Raw genomic sequence first — 26,126 nt, forward strand, 5'->3', positions numbered from 1 at the left:
ATAGGCCTGCTCGCTTTTCTTATCCATGCACTATTTTTCAAAGAGCATTGTAGTCCATCTCTACCCGCTGGATCTCTTCCGAGCCAGCTTCCTGATAGAAGACGGCACTGGTGGTATATCCCACGATGCTGGCTTTTTTCGGTACCATCTTGTTTTCCCGGTGTTCTCCTGTAGCAATGTTATAGATCATGTGCACCCCTTCCCGGGTCTCATAAAACAGGTCATCCCCATACAGAGCATGAATATAGTAGGCCGGACTTTCCTCCGCTGTCCACAGCAGACGCTCCCCGCTTCCATCCGGCTGGGAAACACTGAGTTCACCCAGCTTGCGATACAAGGCATATTTCTGGGTGAGCATGGTGGCCTGGCGGGCTACTTCCTTGGTGCCCACTTCCGGCTCATCGGAATCCCATATCGCCGCATTCCCCGTTTTGATCCAGCTCCAGGCTAGAACCTGGGGGATGCCGCCGTACCGGTTTTCCTCCCGCAACAGCTGGTCCCTCTCAAAAAGCAGCTGCTCCATCTGGACGCCGGTCCTCTCCACCAGCACCCGTGTGACCTGGATCTCTTCCTCCATTTTCAGAGCCAGATCGGCGTGGGTCTGCTTGTACACATCGGCCTCATCCCCCAGCGCCTCACCCCGGGTGGTCTTATAAGTATTCACCAGCAGTGCCCCGGTGCTTCCCTGGAGCAGCTGTTCTTTTTCTCCGGTTTCTTTGTCATACCGCCACAGCCCGTCTTCTCCGCTGACAAATTCATATTGGCCTGCCTCACCCACCCGGGAGCTGATGCTGTCAAAGGCCGGGAAAACAGTAAATGTCTTCTGGAGCAGCGGGCTTACCAGGCCGGAGGGACTCACGCACCGGGCCGTGATGGTGGTGGTGCCGGAATAGAGGGTGATCTTCCCGTCTGCGACACTGCTTCCGTGGCACAGCGTTACTTCTCCATTACTATCCACCCCCAGCGGATCGGTGCCATCGGTGGTATACTGCACCCAACCGTCCTGGGTGTTGACAAATTCCATCTCCAGAATGTGGTCATAGCTCCCCTCTTTTTCGGAAATATCAAATTTTTTCACGCCGCTCCCTGCACCCAGGGTATATGTGCCCTCAAACACCGGCGTGACGATCTGGCCGCCCCGGGCTACAAAGGCCTGCACCTTGTGCTCTCCGATCAGACAAAGAGGAAAGACAAAATCCTCCTCCGAAGGATATTCGGCCACCAAGACTCCGTCCAGCAAATCGGTTTCCAGCCCCTGCTCCACCGCTTCTTCCGGGGTCAATCCCCAATTTACCAGCACACACAGTTCCCCCTGATGGCTGCCCTGGCCATCGAAAACCAGTTCAATGGCTTGCTCATATTCTCCCGGCTTCATAGAGGGCTCCGGCATACTGTATAAATACTTGTTGGCATACTGGGCCAGGGCGGCACTGTCCGACAAGCGGGAAAATCCCAGATTCACCGCTTCCCGGGCCTTTTCTTTCTCCCCCAGCTTTTCATAAGCCCCGATGAGCTGAATCCACTCTTCTTCGCTGCGGTTATACTCATTCACCCGCTCTACCCGCCAGATGATCCCCTGGGGCGAGCGGTACCACCAGACCCCCACTCCGGCCAGCACAACCAAGAGTCCCACCAGGACGGCCACTATTTTTTTGCTTGGCTTTTTCATCTCAAGTCCTCCATATCGTTTCATTCTTATTCATTTTAAGAAATTTTTCTTCCTCGGTCAATCTTTGTTTTTTCACCAAAGCCTGACAATGGATAAGAGACATGGGAAACCGTCCTGGTTTTACTTTTTTCAAAAATTTTTTAAAAAAAGGCCGCCCCATCCGGGACGGCCTTTTCGCTTTATTCTGTTACACTGAGCACTTCTTTGTATTTTTCCACCTGGCTGATCTTGATGTCGCTCACCTCATCCACTTCCTGGATCAGCTTATCGTCGATCACTCGCAACAGGTGGCCATTGAGATATTCGGTCTCCAGAATCTTGCCATTGACCGTGGCCTTACTGTAAGGCGTGAAGTTCTCACCCTCCAGATACCAGGTCTCCTCCAGCTTGATATAGCCGGTGACCAGAATCGGCCGCACACCCATCTTCATGTCGGTGGGCTCACAGGCCGGCTCGCCTCCGGTGACATAACGCTCCCCATACAGCTGGTCGTACTGCAGTTTCCGCAGATCCAGCAGATAGGTGCTCTCATCCTCACAGGTCTGATGATACCGGTTAAAGATACCGTCGCTGATATTCAGGCTGGCCAGCACTTTGGATGTCAACTGGTAAGCTTTAAGTCCTTCGTCCTCTTTTTCCAGACCGAAATTGTTCCAGATCAGGTATTCAGTCTTGTACAGGTCATGGGTCAGCAGGGTATCTTCGTCCATCTGCAAAGCAGGCAGATGATCTCCGTACATCACCAGGATGGTCTTTTCATCCCGGTTTTCCAGCATTTCCACCAGCTGGCCGATGAATTCATCCATCTCATGGATCTGGTTTGCATAGTATTCCATGGAGTAATGCTGGTCCTCATTGGGAATGCTCTCCACGGTGATAGCCGGGTCTTCCAATTCCGGCGAAGTGGGGTATTTGCCGTGCCCCTGCACCGAAACGGTATACACCAGGTCAGGCGTATCGGTGGAATCCAACGCCGCTTCGATTTCCCCGGTGAGCACTTTGTCCTTACACCAGTTCTTGGGAGTCATGGTTGTGTTGGCCATGTATTCCAAGGATGTAAAGGTATCAAAGCCCAGGTTTTTATAGACCTTGTTCCGGCCGTAAAACACGCCCCGGTGATTGTGTACCGCATGGGTGGCATATCCCAGATCTTTCAGGATATAGGCCACGCTTTCGGCTGTATTTTCCGTCAGAACCGTTTTATAAGGATATTCTCCAGGTCCAAAAAACCGTGTGCTCATGCCTGTGAGCACTTCGGTCTCTGTGTTGGCGGTACCAGCTCCCACCACCGGTACCGTGAGGAAGCCTGTGGTATATTCTTCCTGCAACGCATGCCAGTTAGGCAGCGGATCCTGGTTAAATTCCAACCCCTTGATCTGCTGCGGATCAAAAAAGGATTCCAGCTGCACATAAACCACATTCACATCGGTCATAGCTTCGCCCTGGGGGAGTGCCGCAGCATTGTCTTCCATCTCTCCCATGATCCGGCCCATATCCTCCGCAGAATAATCCTTAGGAGTGCGGATACCCACATTGAGCCAGGTGTTGGCAAAACAATAGCCAAAGCCATAATCCTCATAGGCATAGGCCAGATTGCTGAAGATGGTGGAAAGGCCGCCGCCCTCCAGTCCCTGCCGGATGGTCAGGCCCAGTGCACAGCCTGTGAGCACAGTGGCCGCCACGCCTGCCAGCAAACGGCGGGATAAGGGGATATTACTTTTGGGTCCTTTCAAAAAGAGCAGGACCACCGCTGTAATCACCACAACAGCAGCCAGAACCAACAGCACCATTTCAAACTTGGTGAAATAGGTGGGCAGGATCTCAAAGCCGGTGGCAAACACCGCCAGATCCGCTGTGGTAAAGGGCGTCATACGGTTGAGAATAATGATGCCGTTGGCAATGCCGCCAATGGCCCAAACAATGCCCACAATACCCATATAGAATATGCGCCGTTTGAAAAACAGAGCCGGAGCCAATGTCACCAGAATGATCAAATAATTGGCAAAAAAGGCCAACGGGTGCTCGCCAATGAAGGACAGCAGCCCGCCCAATCCCTTGTGATTGAGCAATTCGATCAAAAGATTGAGTCCCAGGGCCAACAGCAAAATCTGGACTGGCGCCAAACTGAGCACATTGCCGCCCTTGCCTCTTTTTTCAGCAGCGCGATCCTTGCCTCTGAAACGGGAGAACAAAGGCTTGACCTTGTATTTCATCAGGGTCTCCATCAGGAATCTTCCCCTTTCTGTCTGGCCGGTCTATGCCGGCGGTCGGGAGCCTGTATTTCCGGCGATGGCCGAACTTACACATGATATGACACATTATAATACAATCCTCCCTCAGATTCTACAAACAAATTGCAAACTTTTTTCTTTCTCTTTACCGATTTCTTGTTCTATCTGCACCAAAAAAGAAAGCAAACAAGGGGTTTTCTTCTTCCATTTTGTTAAAAATTCATAAAGTAGATTAAATTTCCATTCTTTCGGATCAACCCTTCCAGCTGGGCAAAAGGAAGCACCACTGTGGCTGTATTGACACTGGGATGCATGGCCACCCGCCGGGCTGTACGCAGGCTTTCGTCAAACACCACTTCCACCGTTCCCTGACGGTCGTGGAGGATGCCCAGAGGGCCTACGGCTCCGGGTTTCTGTCCCAGCCGCTCCGCCAGCAGCTCCTGGGGCGCAAAACCCAGATGGGTGGTACCCAGGGCCTGGGCCAGCCGGTGGAGATCGGCTTTTTTATGAGCTTCCACCATTACCAGAAACACCCGGTCCCGTTTCCGCGTGGTGACAAACAGATTTTTGCAGATCGCGGCGTCAAAGCACAGGTCTTTTTCTTCCCGCTCCAATACATTCTCCAGTGCCTCGTGGTGATATTCCTCAAAATCCACCTCTTTTTCTTTCAATGTGCGGAGGATCTTCTCCATTTCTTCCTTCATCTCATCCATGCTGTACCACCTTTTTTTCTTTGCTTCTTTGCAGTATAATGCAAATGATCCTTGCTGTCAAAAGGGGGGCTTTTTTATGAAACCCAAAGATTATATGCTGCAGGCCCTGGAACTGGCCCGGCAAGCTCTGGATACCGGAGATGTGCCGGTAGGATGCGTGGTGGTGCAGGGTGAGCGGGTGGTAGGACGGGGCCGCAACCGGCGGGAAGAAAGGCAAAATGCCCTTCTCCATGCCGAGATCGAAGCCATCGATGAGGCCTGCCGGACTCTGGGCCGCTGGCGGCTTTCCGACTGCGCTTTGTATGTGACTTTGGAGCCCTGTCCCATGTGTGCCGGAGCCATCTTGCAATCCCGTATCCCCCAGGTGTTTTTTGGAGCCCGGGACCCCAAAGGGGGTGCCATGGGTGGTGTATTGGATCTGTTCTGGGAGGATTTCAATCACCGTCCCCAGGTGGTGACCGGGGTGCTGGAAACAGAATGTTCCTGCCTGCTGGAAGAATTTTTCCGCACGCTGCGAGAAACCAGGTAACGAAAAAGCGGAGAGGACAGTATCCTCTCCGCTTTGCTTTTTGCTATTATTTGATGCCCACCTTGTCCGGGTTTTTGATACGGGGCAGCTTCCAGTGGTAGTGGATAGCCAGGGCCCGGATGAGCACCACCACTCCGGCTCCCAGCACCATCGCCAGCGCCGAATTGACCTGCCACAACAAACTGCACACGGCCGCTCCCAGAACAGAAGCCAGGGCATACACATGACGCACAAAAATGGAAGGCATCACACCGGCCATCACATCCCGCAGTACGCCGCCGCCCACACCGGTCAGCGTTCCCACAAACACATAAAGGAACAGATTGTATCCATCGCTGCTTCCGTGGGCCACCGAAACCCCGGTGACGGTAAAAGCGGCCAATCCCACGGCGTCAAAAATGGTCATATACAGGTCCAGCTTGTGAAACAGGCTGTCAATGCCTTTCTTTTGACAATAGGCCACTGCGCAGAAAATGACCACCGCCACCAGACAAGCAATGGCGGTCTGTTCCGGACTGGTAAAGGCCATGGGCGGATTTGTTCCCAGAATCACATCCCGTATGATCCCGCCGCCCACAGCAGTGGTCACGGCCAGAACAATGACTCCCAGCAGATCCATGCATTTTCGAATGGCTAAAATAGCTCCGGAAAAAGCAAAGGCAATGACCCCTAGAATTTCAAACACAAAGATCCCGGTATCCAAATCCATTTCTCTGCCTCCTTTTCCCTTTTCCTCAAGCATTATAGCATGGTCCGCTTTTTCCTGGCAATGGAGAAAAGCGCCAATCTTTTCTCTGCTCCCACCTCTTTTCCCGGCAGCAAAACAGCCGCCCGGTTTTCGCCGGGCGGCTCAGACTGTCGAAAAACCTATATTATCCTATATTATAATGAAAAAAGATCGTCTGCCCTACCCCTATGAATCTGCAAAAAGCCGCGACCTGTGCGTGGCTTTTTGCTCCTATCAAGGGGCAAGTGTGGCCGATTAACCGCTAAAAGCGGTTAATCGGCTGCATGCAGACCCTTGCAAAAATTCGAAAAAGTGGCCTTCGGCCACTTTTTCGACACGCTCAGCCGCCCGGTTTTCGCCGGGCGGCTGCACATTGTTATTTCTGAGGCTGGGGAATGGGGATTTCCTTGGGAATGGGGCACTTATAGCTCTGCCCCTTCATGCTCTGCAGAAATTCCTCTTTGGCCTGCTCCACCAGTTTGGGATCGTCCACAAGCTTCATGGCGGTGGCGGCCATGACCTTGGCGCCGTAGAGCATTCCCTTCATGCCGATGCTCATACCGGCACAGGCCGTGATCTGCCAGCTGTGGCCGGGAGCCGCCAGGTTGCAAGTGGCGGTCATCACCTGAACACAGGGAACGATGTGCTGTACATCGCCCACATCGGTGGAACCATAGCCGTCCCGCTTCTCCACCGGCTCCACAAAGGTGCACAGAGGGCCGTTTTCCAGCACGCCGCTGGCCTTCACTCTTTCGTACTGCTGGCTCTTCTCGTTGAGAGTTTCAGCAAAGGCCTTCTCTTCCTCGGTCCACTGAGGCATGGCGATCTGCTCCATCACATCATGGGTCAGATTGGTCAGCATCACCGGATTGAGGGTGTTGTAGCAGCCGCCCAAAAATTCCACATCCAGCTTGGTCTCGGTCATGTGAGCGGCGCCTTCGGCCACCTTCACCAGGCGGGCATAGGTGTCCTCAATGGCCTGGCGGCTCATTGCCCGCACATAGTACCAGACGCTGGCCTTATCGGGAACAATATTGGGAGCGGTGCCTCCTTCTTTATATACATAGTGGATGCGCACATCGCTGGTTACATGCTCCCGCAGGTAGTTTGCCCCTACGCTCATCAGCTCGCAGGCATCCAGAGCGGAGCGGCCGTTGTGAGGATCGCCGCCGGCGTGGGCGGTGACGCCGCTGAAATGGAAAATAGCGCTGTTGAGGCCGGTCATGGTGCCTACAGACAGGTTGTTGGTGCTGGAGCCATGCCAGGAGAAAGCCACATCCAGATCGGTGAAAGCCCCTTCTCTGGCCATAAATGCCTTACCGGTGAGCACTTCTTCCGCAGGGCAGCCATAAAAGACCACAGTACCCTCTTTTCCGGTGGCTTCCAGCTCGGCTTTCAGCCCCAGAGCAGCGCCCACACAGGCCACACCCAACAGATTATGGCCGCAGCCCTGGCCGGCCGCACCGGGAGTCACCGGCTCTTTTTCGGTGCTCACCTTCTGGCTCAGGCCGGGCAGAGCATCATACTCTCCCAAAAATCCGATGACTGGATGACCTTTTCCCCAAGTGGCCCGAATGGCTGTGGGCAGATTGGCGCAGCCCACTTCCACCTGGAAGCCTGCGTCTCTCAGCACCTGGGCTGTCCATTCACAGGCTTTGACTTCGTTAAAAGCCGTTTCCGGGCAGTCCCAGATCTTTTTGGCAAGATCGGTGAGCACCGCTTCATTTTGTTCCACGGCCTTTGTGGCGATTGTTTCCAACATGACGATCCATCCCTTTCTTTTTTTCAGCCGTCCTTCCGGAGGGCTGTTCATTTATCAGGGCCTGAAGCATCCCCAGGCCCTTCTGCCAAAAAGTGGGGACATCTCCCCGCTTTTTTGGAAGACCTGTGTTATTTCACCAAAACCATGGTGGCTTCAAACTGTTCGCCTTTGTAACTGCCGAAGATCTGAAGGCTGGCTCCTGTCTCCAGACTGTTCAGGCTGACTGTGGTACCGGTGACCCGCATGATCTTGGCGGAAGTGGGCACCGAAACCGATACCCGTCCCTGGCCGTTGTCACTTTCCAGCAGGATCACCCGATCGCCTGTGTTGACATACAGCACCTTGCCGGTGAGTTCTCCGGCCGCAGCAGCGGAATCCTCCAGTTCCACCCGGGTCACAAGGCCGTTGACCACTGTCATGGTCACCTGTCCCCCCACCACATCGGAAAGCTGAATGGTGGTGCTGCCCCGTACCACCTGAACACCGGCGGAAAGCACATAACTCTGCACTGTGCCGTCAGCGGCCCGGAGATACAGCAAGTTGCCCTGGGCCTCAAAGGACACCCGATCCACCGTACCGGTCAAAGTGACGCTCTGGGTTTTGGCATCGATGCGGGACACCTTGCCTCCCACCACAGCCACTGTCAGGGTATCGGCGCTGGAAAGACGGTCAATGGAGCTTTTCTCCCCATCCCGGTAAATGGCAGGAAGGTTTTTGGTTTCCAGAGAAAACAGCTGGGAAGGGCCGTTTTCCGGCTGCACTTCCAGCAGGATGTTGTCGCCAAAGGTCAGCTGGGCCATGGAGCCGGTAACCGTCCAGCTGCCGGAAGCTCCCTGGATCTGGGCAACTTCGCTGCCCTCCATCTTCAGGGTCAGCAGGCTGCCGTTATTGAGATTGGAAAGAGTGGTTTCCTTCCCATCATAGGTCACCGGGCAATTTGCCACAAGACGGTAGCCCACGCTCTCACCAGTGGATATATCGGTGATGCGGATGGTCTGGCTGCCCTGATAGGATGCGGTGCTTTCCAGAACGCCCCGCACATACTGGGTTTTGCCATCCACCGAAACGGAAGTCACCTGATTGGTGTCGTAGGAAAGACGCAGGGTGACCCAACGGCCCACCAGGTCCTCTGTCAAGCTGCCCGAAACCCCGTTCACCTGAATGAATGCACTGGCGGGCAGGCTATACCGGGAAAGGGCGCCGGAAACACCGGTGAGCAGCAGCTGTCCATCGGCAGCCTGGGTCAGGATGCCCTCTTCTTTGTACCCTCCGCCCTGGAGATGAAGAGACAGAATACGCCCTGTGCCGTCGGTGATGCAGTCGGCATACGCATACCCGGCCTCCGGATCGATCAGGCTCCGGTCCCCTGCTTTTCCGCCGGCCCACACCTGAGTCAGGCGGTCCAGCAGATAAGTGCGAGTGACTCCGGCACTGTCTTTGATCACCAGATAGTTTTCATCCACCTGCTGTACTGCGCCCTCTGCGGTTTTGGGGGTGGAAAGCAGCCAGACCTGCTGCACTGTTTTTGTGTCAGCCGCGGTGTAACGAATCCGGGCAAAAGCGCCGGCCATGATGTTCTGTCCGGTGGTTTTGGCCCCGTCCTGAATGAGCAGTGCACTGGTGGGCACCGAAATGGTGCGGCTCTCCCCGCCGGGCAGCTGAATGGTCAGCTTCAGGCCGCTTTCCTCCTGGGTGCATGCCGTCACGGTGCCGCCCTCACAGGTATAGGTGGTATAGTTGGGGAATACCGCTTCCAGACCGTTGGCCTCCATATAATTGATGGCCCGTGAAAGCATGGTGGCCACCTGGGCTCTTGTCACCTTGCCCTGGGGCTGGAAGGTGCCGTCGTCCATGCCTTCGATGACGCCGATCTTGTTGAGCAGATACACCGAAGCCATGGCATCCTTGGAGATCTTGGCTGCGTCGGGGAAAGTGAGGGAATAAGTGCGCAGCGTGGCGGCCACTGGGGCCAGCTGCATGGCCCGGGTCAGATAAACCGCCAGATCCTCTCTGTCTGCGGCCTCACTGATCTGCCCTGCTTCTGTCAGCTCCTGCAGTTCGGCCTGGGTCAGCACCCCTGCTTCCAGACACAGAGCCAGGTTGGTATAGGACCAGGCAGCGCTGCCCTGCATGGCGTCCTCGATGACAGACTGCCACTTTTTCACAATGGTATCGGTGGGCACTCCCTCCCGGCTGTACAGCCGGGAGACAAAGGTCAGAGTCTCCAGATAGGTCACCTGGCCATCCGGACGGAAAGAGCCATCTTCATAGCCCTGGATCATCCCTTTTGCGCTGAGAGAGTCAACATAGCTTTTGGCCCAATGGCCATCGGTATCGGTAAAACCAGCTGCCGAAGCGCTGCCCAGCAGCATCACAGCCGCCAAAGAGCCCGCAGCCATGCGCCGCAGCATTTTGTTATCCTTCCTCATGGGGCACCTCCCAAACAAAATATGATGCTTTGATTATACCTTTTTTTGCTCTCTGCCGCAAGAGAAGGGGACATTTTGGCAGAAAAAAGGCCCCCGGTCCAGTGCCTGGACTCCCATACTGCCCGAGGCCCAGACAATTCGATGAAACAAAGCAGGAAACATCGGTTTTCAGACATACTTTGACCCCCGGTAAGCCGGGGGTCAAAGAAACCTTTAGTTGTCCGCCATGCGCAAAAGGAAGCCTTCCTCTGTCTTTTCCATGAAATAGATGTTGCTCCCTGTCTCTTCGCCGGAAACAGGCTCAAATACCACCTGATCCCCCTGCACTTTCATGGCATAGCTGCCGTGTTTCTCCGGAACCAGAGCCACTGCCGACACACCGGCTGCAGCACACACACCCAGAGCGCACAGGCCTATTGTAACCCGGGAAATCTTTTTGTAATTCATAATCAAACCGATCCTTTCTTCCAATCCACTTGTTCCAAAGCCGCAGGCCCCTTCCCAAAAGGCGCTTTGCTCTTGGGCCAGGGACCACAGAGCCAGGGCATATCTTTTCTTTTGCCCGGAGCCCAGATGCTCCAGACACGCTTCGTCACAGGATCGCTCCATGTCTCCTTCCAGCAAGGCGGGCAAAAGCCACACCAATGGATTAAACCAATGAAGGCATCTGCACAAAAGCGCCAGTCCTTTCCACCATAGGTCCCATCTGCGGATGTGCACCATCTCATGGGTGATTACAAACCGGAGCCGTTCTTTGTCCTGTCGGTCCATATCCTGGGGCAAGAGGATATATGGCCGCAGCAGTCCTGCTGCCAAAGGAGTTCTGATCCCCGGACAGAGCATCACTTTCACTTTCCTTTTTGTCCCTCCGCCGAGCCACTGACGGCAAGAGGCATCGGACAAGGGACGGGCTTTTGCCAGAAGGCGCCGGCCCCTCTGCCAGCGAAAAGCCAGCGCCATTCCTGCGACGAAAACGCCGCAGGCCCATAGCCAAATCTGCATCTGCCCTCCCTCCTGTGCACGCTGCGAAACATCCGCCTCCATCCAGGGTACAGGCAAAGCAATCTGTCCCGGCAGGCAAAGACGCAAAATGGCTGCCTGCCATAATAGCAGCATCCCCTTGGCAGGGATCTTTTGCTTTTGGCGCCCAAGCAGCATCCCCAAAAGGATCAGGCCGCTGCCCCGCAGGGACCAAAAGAGAATTTGCTGCAATGTCATTGCTCCTCCTTCTCCTCTATCAGCTGACGCAAACGGTCCAGTTCCTCCCGGCTCAGCTTCTCATCCCGGAGAAAAGCGGTGAAAAATTCTTCCGCCGAACCGTGAAACAAGCGGCCGATCAGGGCCTGGGTCTCCTGGCGCTGGGCCTGCCGGCGGGTGAGCAGCGCTTTACAGAAAAAATTAGGCTCTCTGCGCTCAATGGCCCCCTTTGCAATGCATTTTTTGATGACGGTATAAGTGGTGTTCCGGTTCCATCCCGCTTCCTCCAGCAGCCGCTTGGCCAGCTGGCCGGCGGTCATGTCCCCTTCCTTCCACAAAACCTCCATCACTTTCCGTTCGGAATCAAAGAGCTTTCCTTCCATTTGTTTGTCTCTCCTTGTGTAATGACTATTGCAATAGTAAGATTACGAGGATATACTATCACAGTAGTCACCTATTGTCAAGGCGCTTCACAAAATGTTTGCTTTTGCAAAAAGCCCCTCTGGATGTTCCAGAGGGGCTTTCCTGTTTTCTGTTATGCGTGTTTCTTTTCCTGCCGGCGGGAATAGACATACACCAATAGCGACGCGGCAATAACCAAGGCCCCTCCTATAAAAGAAGTGGCCGGGATGGCTTCTCCCAGGCAAAGGAAACCCAGCACCATGGAAAACAAGATGCCGGAATAGTTGTAGATGCTCACTTCTCCGGCGGGCGCCAGGCGATAGGCATAGGTGAGGGCGATCTGGCCCAAGGAACCAAACAGACCGATGAGCACCAGGGCCATCAGCTCCTTGGCGTTGGGCATGACGAAATTGCCCAGCATAAAGGGAATGGAGCACACGGCGCTGAAGGTGGAAAAGTGCATGATCACCGTCATACCGTCGGTCTTGCCTTTGGAATAGCGGAGCAAGGTATAGGCGATACCCGATGTGACCGAAGAGAAAAAGGCCATGGACAAGGGCAGAAAGTCCGAATGGAAGGTGGGGCCGGCCACGATGACCACACCGGCAAAGGCCAGAAGAAGGGCGGGCAGCTGAACCTTGGACAGCTTCTCTTTAAGGAACACGCAGGCCAGCAATGTGACCAGGAAGGGGGACATCTTGCTGAGAATGCTCACATCGGCCTGACGGGCATGACTGGAAGCATAAAACAGGGAAACCACCCCTACAAAGCCAAAAAAGGACCGGCCAAAGAGTAAAGGCTGCACATTTTTATCTCCGAAAAGGGACAGCTTGTTTTTCCGGATGAGCACAAAGGCCACCACCAGGCTGATCAGATTGCGGCAAAAGACCTGTTCCATCACCGGAATACGGCTGCCGGAATAAGAGACCGCCGCCTGCATGGCAGAAAAAAACAGGGCCGAAAGCAGCATGAGCAGCACGCCGCCTTGCTTTTCCGATAATTTCATGGATATTTCCTCTCTTTCTGCGGCACTGCCGCAAAAAGAGCCTACCCCCTCTTCCGGGTGCTGTCAAGAGCAGACGCAACATCCGCAGACTTTCTCCCTATTTTCAGCAAAAAGGGCAAGTTTCTTCTGCTTTCTGTCTTTCGCCCCTTTCCTCAGCCCCGGGGCATTTCCTCAGGCTTTTCCAGCCGCTTCAAAAGAAAGGGCAGATTTTCCCCAATATCGGAAGGCAGAATGCCGTAAACCGACCGCTCCAGGGCCAGCATGTCGGCACAGGCCCCGTGGAGACAGCTCCCCAGCACGGCGCTTTCAAACAAAGGCACTCCCTGGGCGGCAAAGGACAGGATCATCCCCGAAAGCACATCCCCGCTTCCTCCTTTGGAAAGGCCGGTATTCCCCGTCCGGTTTACATACAACCGGCCATCGGGAGAGGCCACCAGGGTACGGCTTCCCTTGAGCAGCAGTACAGCCCCGGTTTTTTGCGCAAACTCCAAGGCCACTGCCGCCCGGTTTTGCTGGATCATTTCCACACTTTTGCCGGTGAGCCGGGAAAACTCCAAGGGGTGAGGAGTCAGCAGCAGGTTTTCCCCTGTTTTTCCCAGTAGTTCAGGCCATTTTGCCAGAATATTGATGCCGTCGGCATCCACGATCAAAGGCGCTTTGCGGCAAAGGAGCAGATTCTGCATCAGCTGACCGCCCTCCAGCCCGGTGCCCAGTCCGCATCCCACCAAAATAGCCGAAGCCTTCTGACTCCACCTGGCCAGATCTTCATTCCACATGCTCTGTCCTTCCGGACTTTCCTCCAGCTCCATCATCACCGGTTCGGCCAGAGCTCCGGCGGCAATGGGCAGAATGCTTTTGGGCACGGCCAGGCGCAAAAGGCCCACGCCGCAGCGCAGCGCCCCCTTGGAGGACAAAATGGCCGCGCCGCTCATGCCCCGGCTTCCGGCGATATTGAGGGCCGTGCCAAAGGTGCCTTTGTTCCCCGCCGGATCCCTGGGCGGAAGCAGGGAAATACAGCTTCGGGGCGTCACAGTAAAGGCCCGGGCGGCGCAGTTTTCCCGGTCCTCTTCCTCCTCTCCAAAGCTGCGCAGCACCACTTTGCCGCAATGATCACTGCCTGGCTGGGAAAAATGGCCGATTTTATAGCAGCCCAGTGCGATGGTCACCTGGGCCTGGAAGGCCCCTTCCGCCCGGCTGCCGTCGTCTCCCCCCACGCCGCTGGGAATGTCGATGGCGGCCTTCTGAGCCGGACTTTTTTCACACAGAGAGAAGATATGGGCCACCGGGGGCGGCAGCTGGCCCCGCATCCCAATGCCGTAAACGGCATCCACAATGATGTCGCTGCCCATTAAAAGCTTTTCCAGCTCTGTTTCCCCTATCGGCAGCCGGTACACCGGGATGCTGCCCAACCTCCGGTACATCTCCTGGGCGTCGGGATGGGTGGGTTCCTGAAGCAATAGTACAAAAGGCATGGCTCCCCGCAGCTGAAGATGGCGGGCCAGCACAAAGCCGTCGCCTCCGTTGCCCCCTTTTCCGCAGATCACGCACACCCGCTTGTCTCCCACGCCCCATTGGGCCTGGAGGGTCTCGCAGCAGGCTCTTCCTGCATTCTCCATCATCTGCAAGTAGGAAATACCCCGTTCGTAGGTCATCTGCTCCAGATGCCGGGTTTCCTGGGCTGTAAAAAGCGGGATCATAGTCCCCCTCCTTTTTTCCGTGATATGTACTGTTTGTATTATACCATGGAGCGAAGCAACATGGTATATTGGCCGTGTTTTCGGTTGTCCCCCAAGGGACGAGAAAACGGCCGCAAAATCAGTATAATAGCCGCTTGCGGCTATTATACCAGTTTCTTTCCCTTCCCGGGTGGACGGTTTGTAAACAGAATGGCAAAAAAGGATTGACTTTTAATGGGGGAATGATATTCTATTTTTAGATGCTAAACACCTATCAAAAATATCTATAAAAGACAAGGAAGGGATCAAAATGTACGATTTCAAGAACGCTCCTCACCGGAAAGATCAAGGCTGCATCAAATGGGATAAGGCCGATGCCCTCTATGGCTGCGGTGTGGCAGAAAACCTGCTGCCCATGTGGATCGCCGATATGGATTTCGCTGTGGCCCCTCCCATTGTGGCCGCTCTGCAGAAGAGAGTGCAGAATCTGGTCTTTGGCTATGATTTCTTGACCGATGAATATTATGAAGCTGTTGTGGGCTGGATGAAGCGCCGCCACAACTATGAGATCCAGAAAGAGTGGATCACCTTCACCCCCGGTATTGTCACCGCTCTGCACATGGCGGTCAACTCCGTCACCGAGCCCGGCGACGAAGTGCTGATGTGCTCTCCGGTATACGGCCCCTTCTTTGGCGCCACCACCGATGAAGGCCGTGTGCTGCTGGATGTGCCCCTCCATGACGAGGACGGCTACTACACCATGGACTGGGATGCCATGGAAAAGGCAGTCACCCCCAAGACCCGGGCCATGCTGCTGTGCTCCCCCCACAACCCCGGCGGCCGTGTGTGGACCAGAGAAGAACTCTGTAAGCTGGATGCTTTCTGCGAAAAGCACAACATTTTCGTCATCGCCGACGAGATCCACAACGACCTGGTGTTCTCCGGCGAGCACATCGTCTACGGCAATGTGTCCGAGCATGCCAAGATGAACTGCATCATCTGCACCGCTCCCAGCAAGACCTTCAACCTGGCCGGCATCCAGGGCTCCAATATCCTGATCGCCAACGAGGAAGTGCGGAAGAAGTTCCAGGCTCAGGTAGCCAAAGCTCACGCCAGCGCCAACATCTTCGCCGGCCCCGCCACCATCGCCGCCTACAACGAAAGCGAACAGTGGCTGGATGAGCTGATCGATGTGCTGCGGGGCAACTGCCAGTACTTTGTGGACTTCATCCACGAGCACTGCCCGGAGCTGAAGGTGCGCATGAACGAAGCCACCTATCTGATGTGGTTGGATTGCCGCGGCCTGGGCATGACCGAAGAAGAGCTGGGCAAGTGGTTTGCCGAAAAGGTGGGCATTGCCGCCAATGTGGGCTCCTGGTTCGGCCAGACCGGCACCTGCTTCCGCCGTCTGAATATGGCCTGCCCCCGCACCTTTGTGGAGGACGCCTGCCAGCGGATCGAAAAAGCCGTCAAGGAACTGCGCAAGTAAGAAACTGGCCTTGGGCCTGAAATAAAGCACCCGTTAGGGTGCTTTATTTCAGCCTGTCGATAAACCGATGTAGCCCGAGGAAAGAGGTTTGCTTTCCCCCTCATCAATTCGCAAAAACCGGCGACCTGTGCGTCGGTTTTTGCACCTCTCAAGGGGCAAGTGTGGCCGATTGACCGCCAGAAGCGGCCAATCGGCTGCATGCAGGCCCTTACAAAAACTCGAAAAAGTGGTAAAAGCCACTTTTTCGACATGCTCAAAGCACCCGTTGGAGTGCTTTTTTCTTATTCTGTTTTTGCCCTTTCGTCCTCCCCGGCATCCCGGAAAATCTTGCGCAGACCGGTATACAAAAACCAGGCGGGGATCTGATACAGCAGCACATATCCGGCGCTGCGGCGGGCCACCTCTATGCTCTCCCATGGAAAAATCACCAAAGAGGAAAACCGGCTGGCCACCACATTCCCCATGATGTTGCACAGCAGCAAACTGAGGGCCAGGGCCGCACCCCAGTAGAGATAGGTCCGCTTCCAGCCATACCGGCTGAGCAGCCATACGCTTGCCGCCACCACAAACAAACCGATCAGGCAGGCGCCGCCGATCTCCCGGGGCACCAATGTTTCCGATGGAGAGGACACAAGGCTGGGCCCTGCCAGAAAGTGGCGGAGAAAGGCGATCACCTGGTCGATCATCTCCCCTATGGGCGTTTCGATGTCGTCAAAGGGCGGCGTACGCATACTCACTTTCCGCCAAAGATCCAATGCACAGTACAAAAGCTGCACTGCCACAAACACAAACGCAAAAATCCAGCCGCCTACAGCTCTTTTCTTGCTCTTCATGATGATCCCTCCCTTTATCCTTCCCGTTCTTTCTGGATGTTCCGGGCGAGATACCGGCTTCCTTCATACAAAAGCCAGGCGGGAATCTGATAAAAAATCACATACCCGGCACACCGCAAGGGGACTTCTGCCAGGTTTTTGCTGCCAATGGCCGGATCGGAAATCCCCGATCCTGCCATCAGATCGAGGGCAAAGCAAAGAGCGATGGAAAGGGCCAGGGCCGCACCCCAATAAAGATAGGTTCGCTTCCAGCCGTAATGTGCCAGCAGCCATACCGTCACCGCCACCACAAACAAACCGATGAGAGTGGCGCCACCAATGTCCCGGGGCCATATTTTAGGGGTCAGCGGATCGGCTTTCAGGCTGGGCCCCGCCAGAAAATAACGCAGAAAGGTGCTGATCTGCTCCAGGATCTGATACACCATACTGCTTCCCTCTGCCGAGCCGCTGAGGACCATCTGCCGCCGGGCCATTTCCGCAAGGCCTTGCAGCAGGTGAAGCCCGGCAAAGCTCCCCACAAAAATCCAACCGGCTTTTTGCGTGATGTTCTTTTTCATATCCATCCCTCCTGCCTTTGAAAATTTTTAAATGAGTATGTAGCAAAACAACTCACTTTATCTTTAAAATACCATTCTTTTCCTCATCCGTCAACCTATTTCCCTCTCTTTCTCTGAAACCAAAAGGGCCTGCCGCAGTTTGCGGCAGGCCCTTCGTGATTCCTTCTTATTCCTCAAAGGTGCCCTTCAGCAGCACCTTGCCCTCGCACATTGCCAGTTTGCCCTTGGCAATCACCGAGGAAATATTCAGCTCCTTATCCAGCACCAACAGATCGGCGTCGGCCCCTTCCTGAATGCAGCCCTTGACTCCTTCTTTTCCCAGACGCAGAGCGGGAGAAGTGGTGAAGATGCGCAGCATCTCCTCCAGGGGCACATCCAGCTCCAGCACACCCCGGCGCAGCTCGTACAGCAGCACTGCCGGGCTTACATAGGTCAGGCCGATGCAGCGGCCATTTTCGTCAAAACGAGGCTGGCTGCCATTGCCGTCGGAGGACATGGACAGGTGATCCAGATCCACACCCTTTTTGATGCAGTAGGCCACCATATCAGCGGCGCTCTCTCCATCCTCCTTCAAAGAACCGTGGGCTGTCAGGTCAAAATTGCCGCCCATTTTGGACAGTTTGATGGCCTCATCCAGCAGTTTGTAATTCCGTCCCACATGGGTGGGCAGGAAGGTTTCGATAGGCACATCGGATTTTTCCAGCGCCCGGAAGATGGGGTCCAGCATCCCTTCCCGCACGCCGGTGTGGATAGTGAGCAATCCGGCCTTGCCGCTGAGCATGCCGCCCATGTTCACATCGCTGGCCAGGCGGGTCATTTCGTCATCGGTAATGGTGGAGCTGCGGTGATCGCTCATGGCCAGTTTGGCGCCGATGATCTTATCGATGAGCATAATATCCCGCAGCACGCTGCCGGTGAGAGTGACGGTGGGATACTGATAAGAACCGGTGAGCATATAGGTGCTGATGCCTTCGGTTTCCAAGGCCGTCACCTTGCCCAGCAGGTTTTCCAGACTGCGGGAGGTGCCGTCGGTGCCCAGCAGACCCAGCACAGTGGTGACACCGCTGCGGATCAGCTCGCTGAGATTCAGCTCCGGGGTACGGCTATGATAGCCCTGTTCCCCGCCGCCCCCTGTCACATGGACATGGATATCGATGAGACCAGGAGTGACAATGGCGCCATGAAGATCCATGACCTCCACCCCGTCCAGGCCCTCATAGCCTTCGATTTTCTCGGCCACCTTCATGATTTTGTCTCCGGCCAGCAGGATATCCCGCATTCCCACATGCTTGGGAGCGTATACATCGCAGTTTTTCAGCAGTTTCAGCATAGTTTTTCCTCTTTCTCCGGGCCATGGTCCGGCGTTTTTGGGCAGAAGCCCTGCTGCCTTTAGTTTACTCGCTGACGCCCGGATTTGCAATGGGCAAGGGGGATTTTATTGCCTCCCATGATGGAAATCCTCTACCCCCTATGCTATACTGTTTAATCATACCATTGGGAGGAGAATCACAATGCTTGTGACCATCCGTCAAACCAAATCAAGTGGCCAAAATCTGTTCCAGGTGGAGGAACGGGGCCAGCTTCTCTTCCAGGCCCAGACCCCCTGGGCCGATCTGCGCCTGCCCCTGGAGGCAGAAAACATGCGTCGGCTTACCTTTTCCGATGCCCAGGGCCGGCCGCTTTACCATACATCCTACCGGCTGCTGGACAATGTCCTGCACAGCCTTACCAAATACAAATTTCTCCTGGGCGCATCGGCCCAGGTGGAAGAATATGAGATTCTGGACGAGGCCGGCCGGCAGCAGGGTTCCTTCTACACCCAGATCGATGGCATATTCACCTCCCAGCTGACCATCTGCTATGGAGAAGAGCAATACGACTGCTATCCCCGGTTTATGGGAAAAATCTATGTGGTGAGCATTTTTCGGGACGGCCGGCAAATCGCCCAGATCACCAAGCCTTTGGACACCTGGAATCTGCTGGATATCTATTACCTTCACCTTCTGGAAAACTGCCGGCATCTTCTGCCCATCCTCTGCTTTTTCACCATCTATATCGATGCCCTTTCTTTTGCTCAGCCAGGACGGGCCGTCAAATATTCTGTGGAAAAGCGCCGGGCCTACTCCTTCAATAAAAACAATGACAAATACGATCCCCACTGGATTGCTCAGGCCTTCGGCCCTGAGGCCCAGAGGGAACTGGATCACTTGCTTCAGGAACACCCGGAGAGGAATCCCCGCAGCGCTGCCGGTTTGAAAAGGGCATGGAAATGGGCCGCCATCATCGCAGGTGCCCTTTTGCTCCTTGCGGCCGGAGGTATCTGGGCCTTCCTCCTGTTCTTCTCCCCCACTCCCCTGCTTCCCCAGGAGTTTGTCCAGCAGATGGAAGAAGAAGGATATCTTCTGTCCCAGCCAATCCTTACATACACAGGAACAGAGGAAGCCTGGGAGGCCAGCCGGGATGGCTGCTATGTGCAGTTTTTTGCTTTTTCCTTGGAAGATCAGGCCCGCTCCGCCTTTACCCTTATGAACAGCGAGCTGGAAAAGATCCAGTCTAACATCCATAGCCGATCTTCCATGTCTTCTGAACATGCACAACGGGAAGCCTTTATCTGTGAAGATTATTTTTATGCCTTTTCCCGTATCGAGGACACCCTGGTTTTGTGTGCAGCTCCCCTTTCCCAGAAGGAACTGGCCCAGGATACCCTCAAAGATCTGGGATATTGAAATGAAAACAGAAGCCCTTCCTTTCCAGTGGAAAGGAAGGGCTTTTTCTAATCTCCGATACGGGCCTGCATATGCTGGGAAAAGTCCATCAGCCGCCGGGGATATGTCTCGTGCATCAACGGGGAGGACAAAAGAAAATCGGCGGTGGCCCGGTTGGTGGCCACGGGAATATTATACAAAGCAGCAATGCGCAAAAGGGCCTTCACATCCGGGTCATGGGGCTGCTGGGTCAGGGGGTCCCAGAAAAAGACCATCAGATCGATCTCCCCTTCGGTGATCCGGCTTCCCAGCTGCATATCGCCGCCCAGAGGGCCGCTGCGGTACCCCGTGACCGTCAGTCCGGTGGCCCGGCTGACCAGTCCGGCGGTGGTGCCGGTGCCGCACAGGGTATGCTGGGAAAGCTCCTGGCGATGCTCCATGGCCCAGTCGATCATTTCCTGTTTCATGTTGTCATGGGCCACCAGGGCGATCCGCTTCCCCGGCCCCATATCCACTGTAATATACTGTGTTGCTTTCATTTTTCTTCACTCCATTTATTATTCCATCCTTATTTTACCTGTTTTTCTTTTCTTTGAAAAGCAGTTTTCCGTAAAGTTTTTTTGACGCCTGGCTCTTTTCCCCGGAACATGATATGATAAATAAAGGAAAATCCCCGTTGTCAGGAGGTCTTTGTGATGGAAAATTGGAAAATAATCTTGGAGCGGTGGCTTCAAAGCCCCTTTCTTTCCCAGGATGAAAAAAATATTCTTTTCAACACTTCTTCTGCATCTCTCCGGCCCCTATTTCAGTCACCCCTCTCCTTTGGCACCGCTGGACTCAGGGGAATTGCTGCCTTAGGGCCCGGAGGAGTCAATCGCTTTACCATCACCCAGGCCGCCCTGGCCTTTGGCCGCTTTCTTCTTTCCTCTCAAGGGGAACGGGCGCGGCAAAAAGGCATCTGCCTTTGCCGTGACTGCCGCCTGAGCAGTCCCGGGTTGGCGCAGGCGGCCCAGCAGGCTTTTACCTCCCTGGGCATCCCGGTACACTTTTTTATCGACCCACGCCCTACGCCGGAGCTTTCCTTTGCCGTGATCCACACCGGCGCTGCCGGAGGAATGAATATTACTTCTAGTCATAATACAAAAGAATATAACGGATGCAAACTATATTCCCACACCGGCGCACAGCTCACCGATGAAGAATGTGCCGCCGTCAGTCAGGAAATGGCCCGTACCTGTCTGCCCTGCGCTCTGCCGGAAGGGGATCCCTCTTTGGTGATTCCCTTGGGCGAGGAAACCGACAAAGCCTATTTGGATGCTTTGGTCCAGGATGTTCCCCCGGTTTCTTTGCCAGAGGACCGGGCCCGGCTGCGCATTGTCTACACTCCTCTCCACGGAGTGGGAGGGCTGCTCCTTCCCCGACTGCTGAAAGAGCAGGGGTTTACCGATGTGCACTGTGTCTCTTCCCAGATGACACCCGATGGCAGCTTTCCCACTGCCCCCTCCCCCAATCCGGAAAATCCGGAAACCTTTCACCTGGCCCTGGAGGAAGCCCGCCGGGTGGGAGCCCACCTGATTATCGCCACCGATCCCGATGCCGACCGGGTGGCCTTCCAGGTGCTGCATCAGGGGGAATACCATAGCCTGTCCGGCCATCAATCCGGCTCTCTTTTGACCGATTTCCTTCTTTCCGCCCGGAGTGATCAAACACTTTCCTCCCCTTCTCCCCTGGTGATCAAGAGCATCGTCACCACCAAGCTGGCTTCTGACATTGCCCAAAACCACGGCGCCTCATGCATTGATACATTCACCGGTTTCAAACACATGGCCCCCCTGGCCTGCCAGCTGGAGCAGGAGGGAAAAGGCCGGTGTGTCATTGCCTTTGAAGAGGCTATCGGCTGCATGATCGGCTCCCACTGCCGGGATAAAGACGGTCTGGCCGCTGCCCTGGCCTTCTGCCATTTAGCCGCAGGTCTTCTGGCCAAAGGGCAGACGCCCCTGGACCGGCTGGAGCAGCTTTTTGCTGACTTTGGCTGGTATCTGGAGGATGCTTTTTCCCTGTCCTTTTCCGGTGATGATGCCCAGGCCCGTATGGCCCAGACCATGGAGCGGCTGCGGCAGAATCCGCCCCATACTCTCGGCACCACTCCGGTATCCCGCTGGCGGGACTACCAAAGCGGACTTTGTCACTGTCTGACGGAAAATGAAACAAAACCCCTTTCCCTTCGGGGCGCTGATATGGTATACTATGAATTGGCCAATGGAGCTGCATTGGCCATCCGTCCTTCGGGCACAGAACCCAAGATTAAATGCTATTTGCTGGCCCATAGCCATGGCCAAACACAGGCCATGGAACAACTGGCCATGCTGCGCCAGGCTGTGCCCCTGCTGTTGAACAAAGGCCCGGCCCCCGCATGATCCCGGCGGCCCCAGAAAAGGTGGTTATGTATGCGTAAAATTACTGTCCAGGCAAAAGAGCCGGAGAAAACACATTCCAAATGGGCCCTTCTGATCCCACTGGCGGTCATCCTTCTGTTGGTGGCTGCCGCTGTGATCTTTCTGATTCTCCCCTCTGTACGGGGCGAGCAATCCAATCCCCAGAAGCTGCTGCAAAAATATTATCACAATCTGTATGCCGGTGATTTGGATGAGCTCTCTTCCTGTATGCCGGAAGAACTGCGCGAGGCATTCGAGCAAGTGAGCACCATGGGCGGCGTCAGCAGCAGCATCTATCTGTCCTACCGCCAGCAGATGCAGGAAGAGCTGGGAGAAAATCTCCAGGTAGAAGTGACCGTCAACCAAAGCGAAAATGCAGGATCGGAAAAACTGGCATCGGTGCAGGATGATTTCCCCAAGGCCGCCACCGTCAATCTGGTGGACTTTGATGTGAAGATCACCGGCGACGACGGCAGCAAAACCATGACCGGCTCTACTTATGTGACCCAGATCGGCGGACAGTGGTACTTTACCACTTATAACCTGCTGGTCAGCGAAAAATAATGCTATCCTACAAAAAACGGAGAACCCCTGGGTTCTCCGTTTTTTTAATCTCTGGGACGAACTTTCCGCCAATCGTAGGGCAGCAATTCTTCCAAAGGCATTACTTTATCCTTTTCCACCAGCACCTGGGCTTTTTCATTTTCCGGCCCCAGCTGCACCAAAAACTGCCGGCATCTTCCACAGGGAGGTACCACATCCCCTTTGTCGTCCACCGCAGCCACGGCGACGATCTCACATTCTCCGGCCGTCACCATGGCGGCCGCCGCCGCATGCTCGGCACAGAATCCCATGGAGCAAGCGGTGTCGATATTGACGCCGGTATAGATCTTCCCGCTTTTGGTCAGGATGGCTGCCCCAACGCTGCCGGCTTCGGTATAGGGTGTCAGCACCCGGTGTCCCGCCGCCTGCCGCGCTTTTTCATAGAGCAAAGAGAAATCGATCTTCATCTTGTTTCTCCCTCCTTTTATTCAGTATACCATTCTTTTCTTCCAGGGAAAAGAGTGTATTGAACCCCAGTAAGAAAAATGATACCATCAGAATATAAAAAAGGAGGAAAAATCCATGGAATTTGTCGTTGCATTGCTTCAGCTTTTGCCCACCGGCACACTGGAGGGCAACCTGGAAAAGGGTCTTTCTGCCTGCCGGAAAGCCCGAAGCATGGGGGCCGATGTGGCTTTGTTTCCTGAAATGTGGAGCACCGGATATCAGTTTCCTCCCCAGGGAAATGGACCAGCCATTCCCAAAGACCACTCCTTTCTCCAGGCTTTCCAGGGCTTGGCAAAGGAGCTTTCCATGGCCATCGGGATCACCTATCTGGAGGAGTTTTCTCCTCTTCCCCGCAACAGCTTTGCCCTTTTTGACTTCCAGGGCCGGCGGGTACTGGATTACGCCAAGGTGCACACCTGTGATTTTGGGGAAGAATGTGCCCTGACGCCTGGGGATTCTTTTCCCGTGACCACTCTGGAAACACCCAAAGGCCCCATACAAGTGGGATGCATGATCTGCTATGACCGGGAATTTCCCGAAAGCGCCCGGCTGTTGATGCTGAGCGGTGCAGAAATCATTCTGACTCCCAACGCCTGCCCCATGGAGATCAACCGCATTTCCCAGCTGCGGGGACGGGCCTACGAAAACATGCTGGGCATCGCCACCGTCAACTATCCCATGGGACACCCGGACTGCAATGGCCATTCCACCGCCTTTGACGGCATGGCCTATCTGGAGCGCGAAAACGGTCAGGTGGAAAGCCGGGATACTCTGGTGCTGGAGGCCGGAGAAAAAGAAGGCATCTATCTGGCCCCCTTCCCTTTGGATCAGATGCGCCGGTATCGTGAAAGGGAGGTGCACGGCAACGCCTATCGCCGTCCCAGCTTGTATCAGGCTCTTTCCTCCCCCAAGGTTTCCCCGCCTTTTGTGCGCAAAGATGCCCGGCGGTAAACAAAAAGACGCTTTCTTCTGAAAGCGTCTTGAGCGTGTCAAAAAAGCGGCTTTAGCCACTTTTTTGAGTTTTTGCAAGGACCTGCATGCAGCCGATTGGCCGCTTCTGCGGTCAATCGGCCACACTTGCCCCTTGAGAGGTGCAAAAACCGACGCACAGGTCGCCGGTTTTTGCAGATTGATTCAGGGTAGATCAAAAGATTTTCCCACAGGATAAAGGTTTCCCGACAGACAAAAAGACGCTTTCTTCTGAAAGCGTCTTTTTTGTCTGGAAAAATAAAATAAGGGATTGTCCCGATGGCATCATGCTCGGGACAATCCCTTCCTGGCTTTTCTGCGAAAGAATCAGATCAGCTCGATAATGGCCATCTCCGCGCCATCGCCTCTTCTGGGCCCGATGCGGGTGATGCGCACATAACCGCCGTTGCGGTCCTGATATTTGGGAGCGATTTCGTCAAAGGTCTTCTTGACGACGGCTTCCTTGGTGATAAAGGCAAAAGCCTGGCGCTTGGCAGCCAGAGTGTTCTTCTTGCCCAGTGTGATCATCTTTTCGGCCAGAGGTCTCACCTCTTTGGCGCGAGTGACGGTGGTCTCGATCTTTCCGTTCTCCAGCAGATAGGTGACCATGGCGCGCAGCATTGCCTTGCGGTGGTCGGTGGGTCTGCCGAGTTTGCGGGTTCCTGGCATAATTTTACCTCCTTATATGCTCCGCCCCAAAGCCCCAAGGCTTTGGAGGGGGCGGTCTCCCGACATCGGGGCAGAGGCCCCGATGCCGGCGCTGTCGATCAGTTGTTGTCGCCGGAGCTGAGCTTCAGGCCCATATCATCCAGCTTTTTGATGACCTCTTCCAGGGACTTGCGGCCCAGGTTGCGCACTTTCATCATATCTTCTTCCGAAGTGTTGATCAGGTCGGCAACGGTGTTGATGCCGGCGCGCTTGAGACAGTTGAAGGAACGGACCGACAGATCCAGCTCTTCAATGGTCATCTCCAGCACTTTATCCTGGGTGGTTTCGCTCTTTTCCACCACCGTTGTCTTGCTGCCGATCTCGTCGGAGAGATCCACGAACAGGCTCAGATGGTCTGTGAGGATCTTGGCAGCCAGCGAAACCGCATCCCGGGCGGCAATGGTCCGGTCAGTCCATACTTCCAGTGTCAGCCGGTCATAGTCGGTCATATCACCCACGCGGGCGTTTTCCACCACATAATTGACCTTGTAGACGGGAGTATAGAGGGAATCCACCGGGATCAGGCCGATCACCGGCTGGGCGGGCTTATTGCGCTCGGCCAGGGCATAGCCGCGGCCGTGATTGAGGGTCAGCTCCATGGTGAATTTGGCGTCGGGCATCAGCGTGCAGATGGGATGATCCGGGTTGAGGATCTCCACATCGCTGTCGCAGCGGATGTCGCCGGCTGTCACCAGCCCCGGGTTCGTGCTTTCGATGTAAACGGTCTTTTCGCCTTCGCTGTGCAGCTTGGCGATAATGCCTTTCACATTCAAAACGATCTCTGTCACATCTTCTTTGACGCCCGGGATCGTGGAAAACTCATGCTGCACCCCATCGATCTTGATGGTGGTCACGGCTGTGCCGGGCAGCGAGGAGAGCAATATACGGCGGAGCGAGTTGCCGAGGGTGGTGCCATACCCCCGCTCCAGAGGCTCCACGACGAATTTGCCGTAGGAACCGTCCTCCAGAGAATCGGCGCACTCAATGCGGGGCTTTTCAATCGCTATCATCAGAATACCCTCCTATCGTTAAAGTTGCC

Annotated in this window: 23 protein-coding genes; 6 read left to right on the top strand and 17 right to left on the bottom strand. The window is 55.0% G+C overall.

What is annotated here, in order from left to right:
• Positions 1–37: 37 nt before the first annotated feature.
• The 3 genes from H6A25_RS00060 to H6A25_RS00070 all read right to left on the bottom strand — a co-directional run bounded on the left by H6A25_RS00060 (position 38) and on the right by H6A25_RS00070 (position 4,613).
• Positions 38–1,669 carry a hypothetical protein gene (locus tag H6A25_RS00060; RefSeq protein WP_204750002.1) on the bottom strand — a complete coding sequence of 544 codons (1,632 nt, stop codon included), beginning with the start codon at positions 1,667–1,669 and terminating at the stop codon, positions 38–40.
• A 179-nt stretch (positions 1,670–1,848) separates the two neighbouring features.
• Positions 1,849–3,894 carry an LTA synthase family protein gene (locus H6A25_RS00065; RefSeq protein ID WP_204750003.1) on the bottom strand — a complete coding sequence of 682 codons (2,046 nt, stop codon included), beginning with the start codon at positions 3,892–3,894 and terminating at the stop codon, positions 1,849–1,851.
• Positions 3,895–4,112: 218 nt separating this feature from the next.
• On the bottom strand, positions 4,113–4,613 hold the full coding sequence (locus H6A25_RS00070; RefSeq protein WP_204750004.1) for a YbaK/EbsC family protein: 501 nt from the start codon (positions 4,611–4,613) through the stop codon (positions 4,113–4,115).
• Between the two features lie 76 nt (positions 4,614–4,689).
• Between H6A25_RS00070 and H6A25_RS00075 the strand changes: the two genes are divergently transcribed.
• Entirely contained in the window at positions 4,690–5,142 is a 453-nt protein-coding gene (locus tag H6A25_RS00075; protein ID WP_204750005.1) for a nucleoside deaminase, read from the top strand.
• A 46-nt stretch (positions 5,143–5,188) separates the two neighbouring features.
• On the opposite strand, the gene H6A25_RS00080 is transcribed toward H6A25_RS00075, so the two are convergent.
• The 7 genes from H6A25_RS00080 to H6A25_RS00110 form a co-directional block, all read right to left on the bottom strand.
• Entirely contained in the window at positions 5,189–5,851 is a 663-nt protein-coding gene (locus tag H6A25_RS00080; protein ID WP_204750006.1) for a trimeric intracellular cation channel family protein, read from the bottom strand.
• Between the two features lie 394 nt (positions 5,852–6,245).
• Entirely contained in the window at positions 6,246–7,631 is a 1,386-nt protein-coding gene (locus tag H6A25_RS00085; protein ID WP_204750007.1) for an amidohydrolase, read from the bottom strand.
• Positions 7,632–7,759: 128 nt separating this feature from the next.
• Complete coding sequence (locus H6A25_RS00090) at positions 7,760–10,060, bottom strand: S-layer homology domain-containing protein (RefSeq protein ID WP_204750008.1); 2,301 nt, start codon at positions 10,058–10,060, stop codon at positions 7,760–7,762.
• A gap of 213 nt (positions 10,061–10,273) precedes the next feature.
• Positions 10,274–11,278, bottom strand: a complete 1,005-nt coding sequence (locus H6A25_RS00095; protein WP_204750009.1) for a M56 family metallopeptidase — start codon at positions 11,276–11,278, stop codon at positions 10,274–10,276.
• Positions 11,275–11,640 (bottom strand): BlaI/MecI/CopY family transcriptional regulator, encoded by a 366-nt coding sequence (locus tag H6A25_RS00100; RefSeq protein ID WP_204750010.1) that lies wholly within the window; start codon positions 11,638–11,640, stop codon positions 11,275–11,277. The genes H6A25_RS00095 and H6A25_RS00100 overlap by 4 nt, the downstream gene beginning before the upstream one ends.
• A 152-nt stretch (positions 11,641–11,792) precedes the next feature.
• Positions 11,793–12,665: a DMT family transporter gene (locus H6A25_RS00105; protein WP_204750011.1), complete on the bottom strand. Its 873-nt coding sequence runs from the start codon at positions 12,663–12,665 to the stop codon at positions 11,793–11,795.
• Positions 12,666–12,817: 152 nt separating this feature from the next.
• Positions 12,818–14,362 carry an NAD(P)H-hydrate dehydratase gene (locus H6A25_RS00110; protein ID WP_204750012.1) on the bottom strand — a complete coding sequence of 515 codons (1,545 nt, stop codon included), beginning with the start codon at positions 14,360–14,362 and terminating at the stop codon, positions 12,818–12,820.
• 289 nt (positions 14,363–14,651) lie between these two features.
• On the opposite strand from H6A25_RS00110, the gene H6A25_RS00115 reads away from it, so the two are divergent.
• Positions 14,652–15,830, top strand: a complete 1,179-nt coding sequence (locus H6A25_RS00115) for a MalY/PatB family protein (protein WP_204750013.1) — start codon at positions 14,652–14,654, stop codon at positions 15,828–15,830.
• 281 nt (positions 15,831–16,111) lie between these two features.
• Here H6A25_RS00115 and H6A25_RS00120 read toward each other — a convergent pair whose 3' ends face one another.
• The 3 genes from H6A25_RS00120 to iadA form a co-directional block, all read right to left on the bottom strand.
• Positions 16,112–16,663, bottom strand: coding sequence for a hypothetical protein (locus H6A25_RS00120; protein ID WP_204750014.1), 552 nt, complete (start codon positions 16,661–16,663; stop codon positions 16,112–16,114).
• 14 nt (positions 16,664–16,677) lie between these two features.
• The gene (locus H6A25_RS00125; RefSeq protein WP_204750015.1) at positions 16,678–17,220 is read right to left on the bottom strand and encodes a hypothetical protein; all 543 of its coding nucleotides are present in this window, start codon (positions 17,218–17,220) and stop codon (positions 16,678–16,680) included.
• Between the two features lie 166 nt (positions 17,221–17,386).
• Positions 17,387–18,550 carry a beta-aspartyl-peptidase gene (gene iadA / locus H6A25_RS00130; protein WP_204750016.1) on the bottom strand — a complete coding sequence of 388 codons (1,164 nt, stop codon included), beginning with the start codon at positions 18,548–18,550 and terminating at the stop codon, positions 17,387–17,389.
• Positions 18,551–18,731: 181 nt separating this feature from the next.
• Here iadA and H6A25_RS00135 point away from each other — a divergent pair, with 181 nt between their 5' ends.
• Positions 18,732–19,946: a hypothetical protein gene (locus H6A25_RS00135; RefSeq protein WP_204750017.1), complete on the top strand. Its 1,215-nt coding sequence runs from the start codon at positions 18,732–18,734 to the stop codon at positions 19,944–19,946.
• A 47-nt stretch (positions 19,947–19,993) separates the two neighbouring features.
• Here the strand turns inward: H6A25_RS00135 and H6A25_RS00140 are convergent, their stop codons facing one another.
• Positions 19,994–20,464: a methylglyoxal synthase gene (locus H6A25_RS00140; protein WP_204750018.1), complete on the bottom strand. Its 471-nt coding sequence runs from the start codon at positions 20,462–20,464 to the stop codon at positions 19,994–19,996.
• A 156-nt stretch (positions 20,465–20,620) separates the two neighbouring features.
• Between H6A25_RS00140 and H6A25_RS00145 the strand changes: the two genes are divergently transcribed.
• Positions 20,621–22,342: a phospho-sugar mutase gene (locus tag H6A25_RS00145; protein WP_204750019.1), complete on the top strand. Its 1,722-nt coding sequence runs from the start codon at positions 20,621–20,623 to the stop codon at positions 22,340–22,342.
• A 30-nt stretch (positions 22,343–22,372) separates the two neighbouring features.
• Positions 22,373–22,924 carry a hypothetical protein gene (locus H6A25_RS00150; RefSeq protein WP_204750020.1) on the top strand — a complete coding sequence of 184 codons (552 nt, stop codon included), beginning with the start codon at positions 22,373–22,375 and terminating at the stop codon, positions 22,922–22,924.
• 44 nt (positions 22,925–22,968) lie between these two features.
• Here H6A25_RS00150 and H6A25_RS00155 read toward each other — a convergent pair whose 3' ends face one another.
• Positions 22,969–23,370, bottom strand: coding sequence for a cytidine deaminase (locus H6A25_RS00155; protein ID WP_204750021.1), 402 nt, complete (start codon positions 23,368–23,370; stop codon positions 22,969–22,971).
• Positions 23,371–23,485: 115 nt separating this feature from the next.
• Between H6A25_RS00155 and H6A25_RS00160 the strand changes: the two genes are divergently transcribed.
• Positions 23,486–24,361, top strand: a complete 876-nt coding sequence (locus tag H6A25_RS00160; protein WP_204750022.1) for a carbon-nitrogen hydrolase family protein — start codon at positions 23,486–23,488, stop codon at positions 24,359–24,361.
• A gap of 345 nt (positions 24,362–24,706) precedes the next feature.
• Here the strand turns inward: H6A25_RS00160 and rplQ are convergent, their stop codons facing one another.
• Both rplQ and H6A25_RS00170 read right to left on the bottom strand, forming a co-directional pair.
• Positions 24,707–25,048: a 50S ribosomal protein L17 gene (rplQ, locus tag H6A25_RS00165; protein WP_118428430.1), complete on the bottom strand. Its 342-nt coding sequence runs from the start codon at positions 25,046–25,048 to the stop codon at positions 24,707–24,709.
• A 98-nt stretch (positions 25,049–25,146) separates the two neighbouring features.
• Positions 25,147–26,097, bottom strand: a complete 951-nt coding sequence (locus tag H6A25_RS00170) for a DNA-directed RNA polymerase subunit alpha (protein ID WP_204750023.1) — start codon at positions 26,095–26,097, stop codon at positions 25,147–25,149.
• Positions 26,098–26,126 lie beyond the last annotated feature (29 nt).

The sequence above is a fragment of the Intestinimonas butyriciproducens genome (assembly GCF_016901775.1).
Lineage (GTDB): Bacteria > Bacillota > Clostridia > Oscillospirales > Butyricicoccaceae > Pseudobutyricicoccus.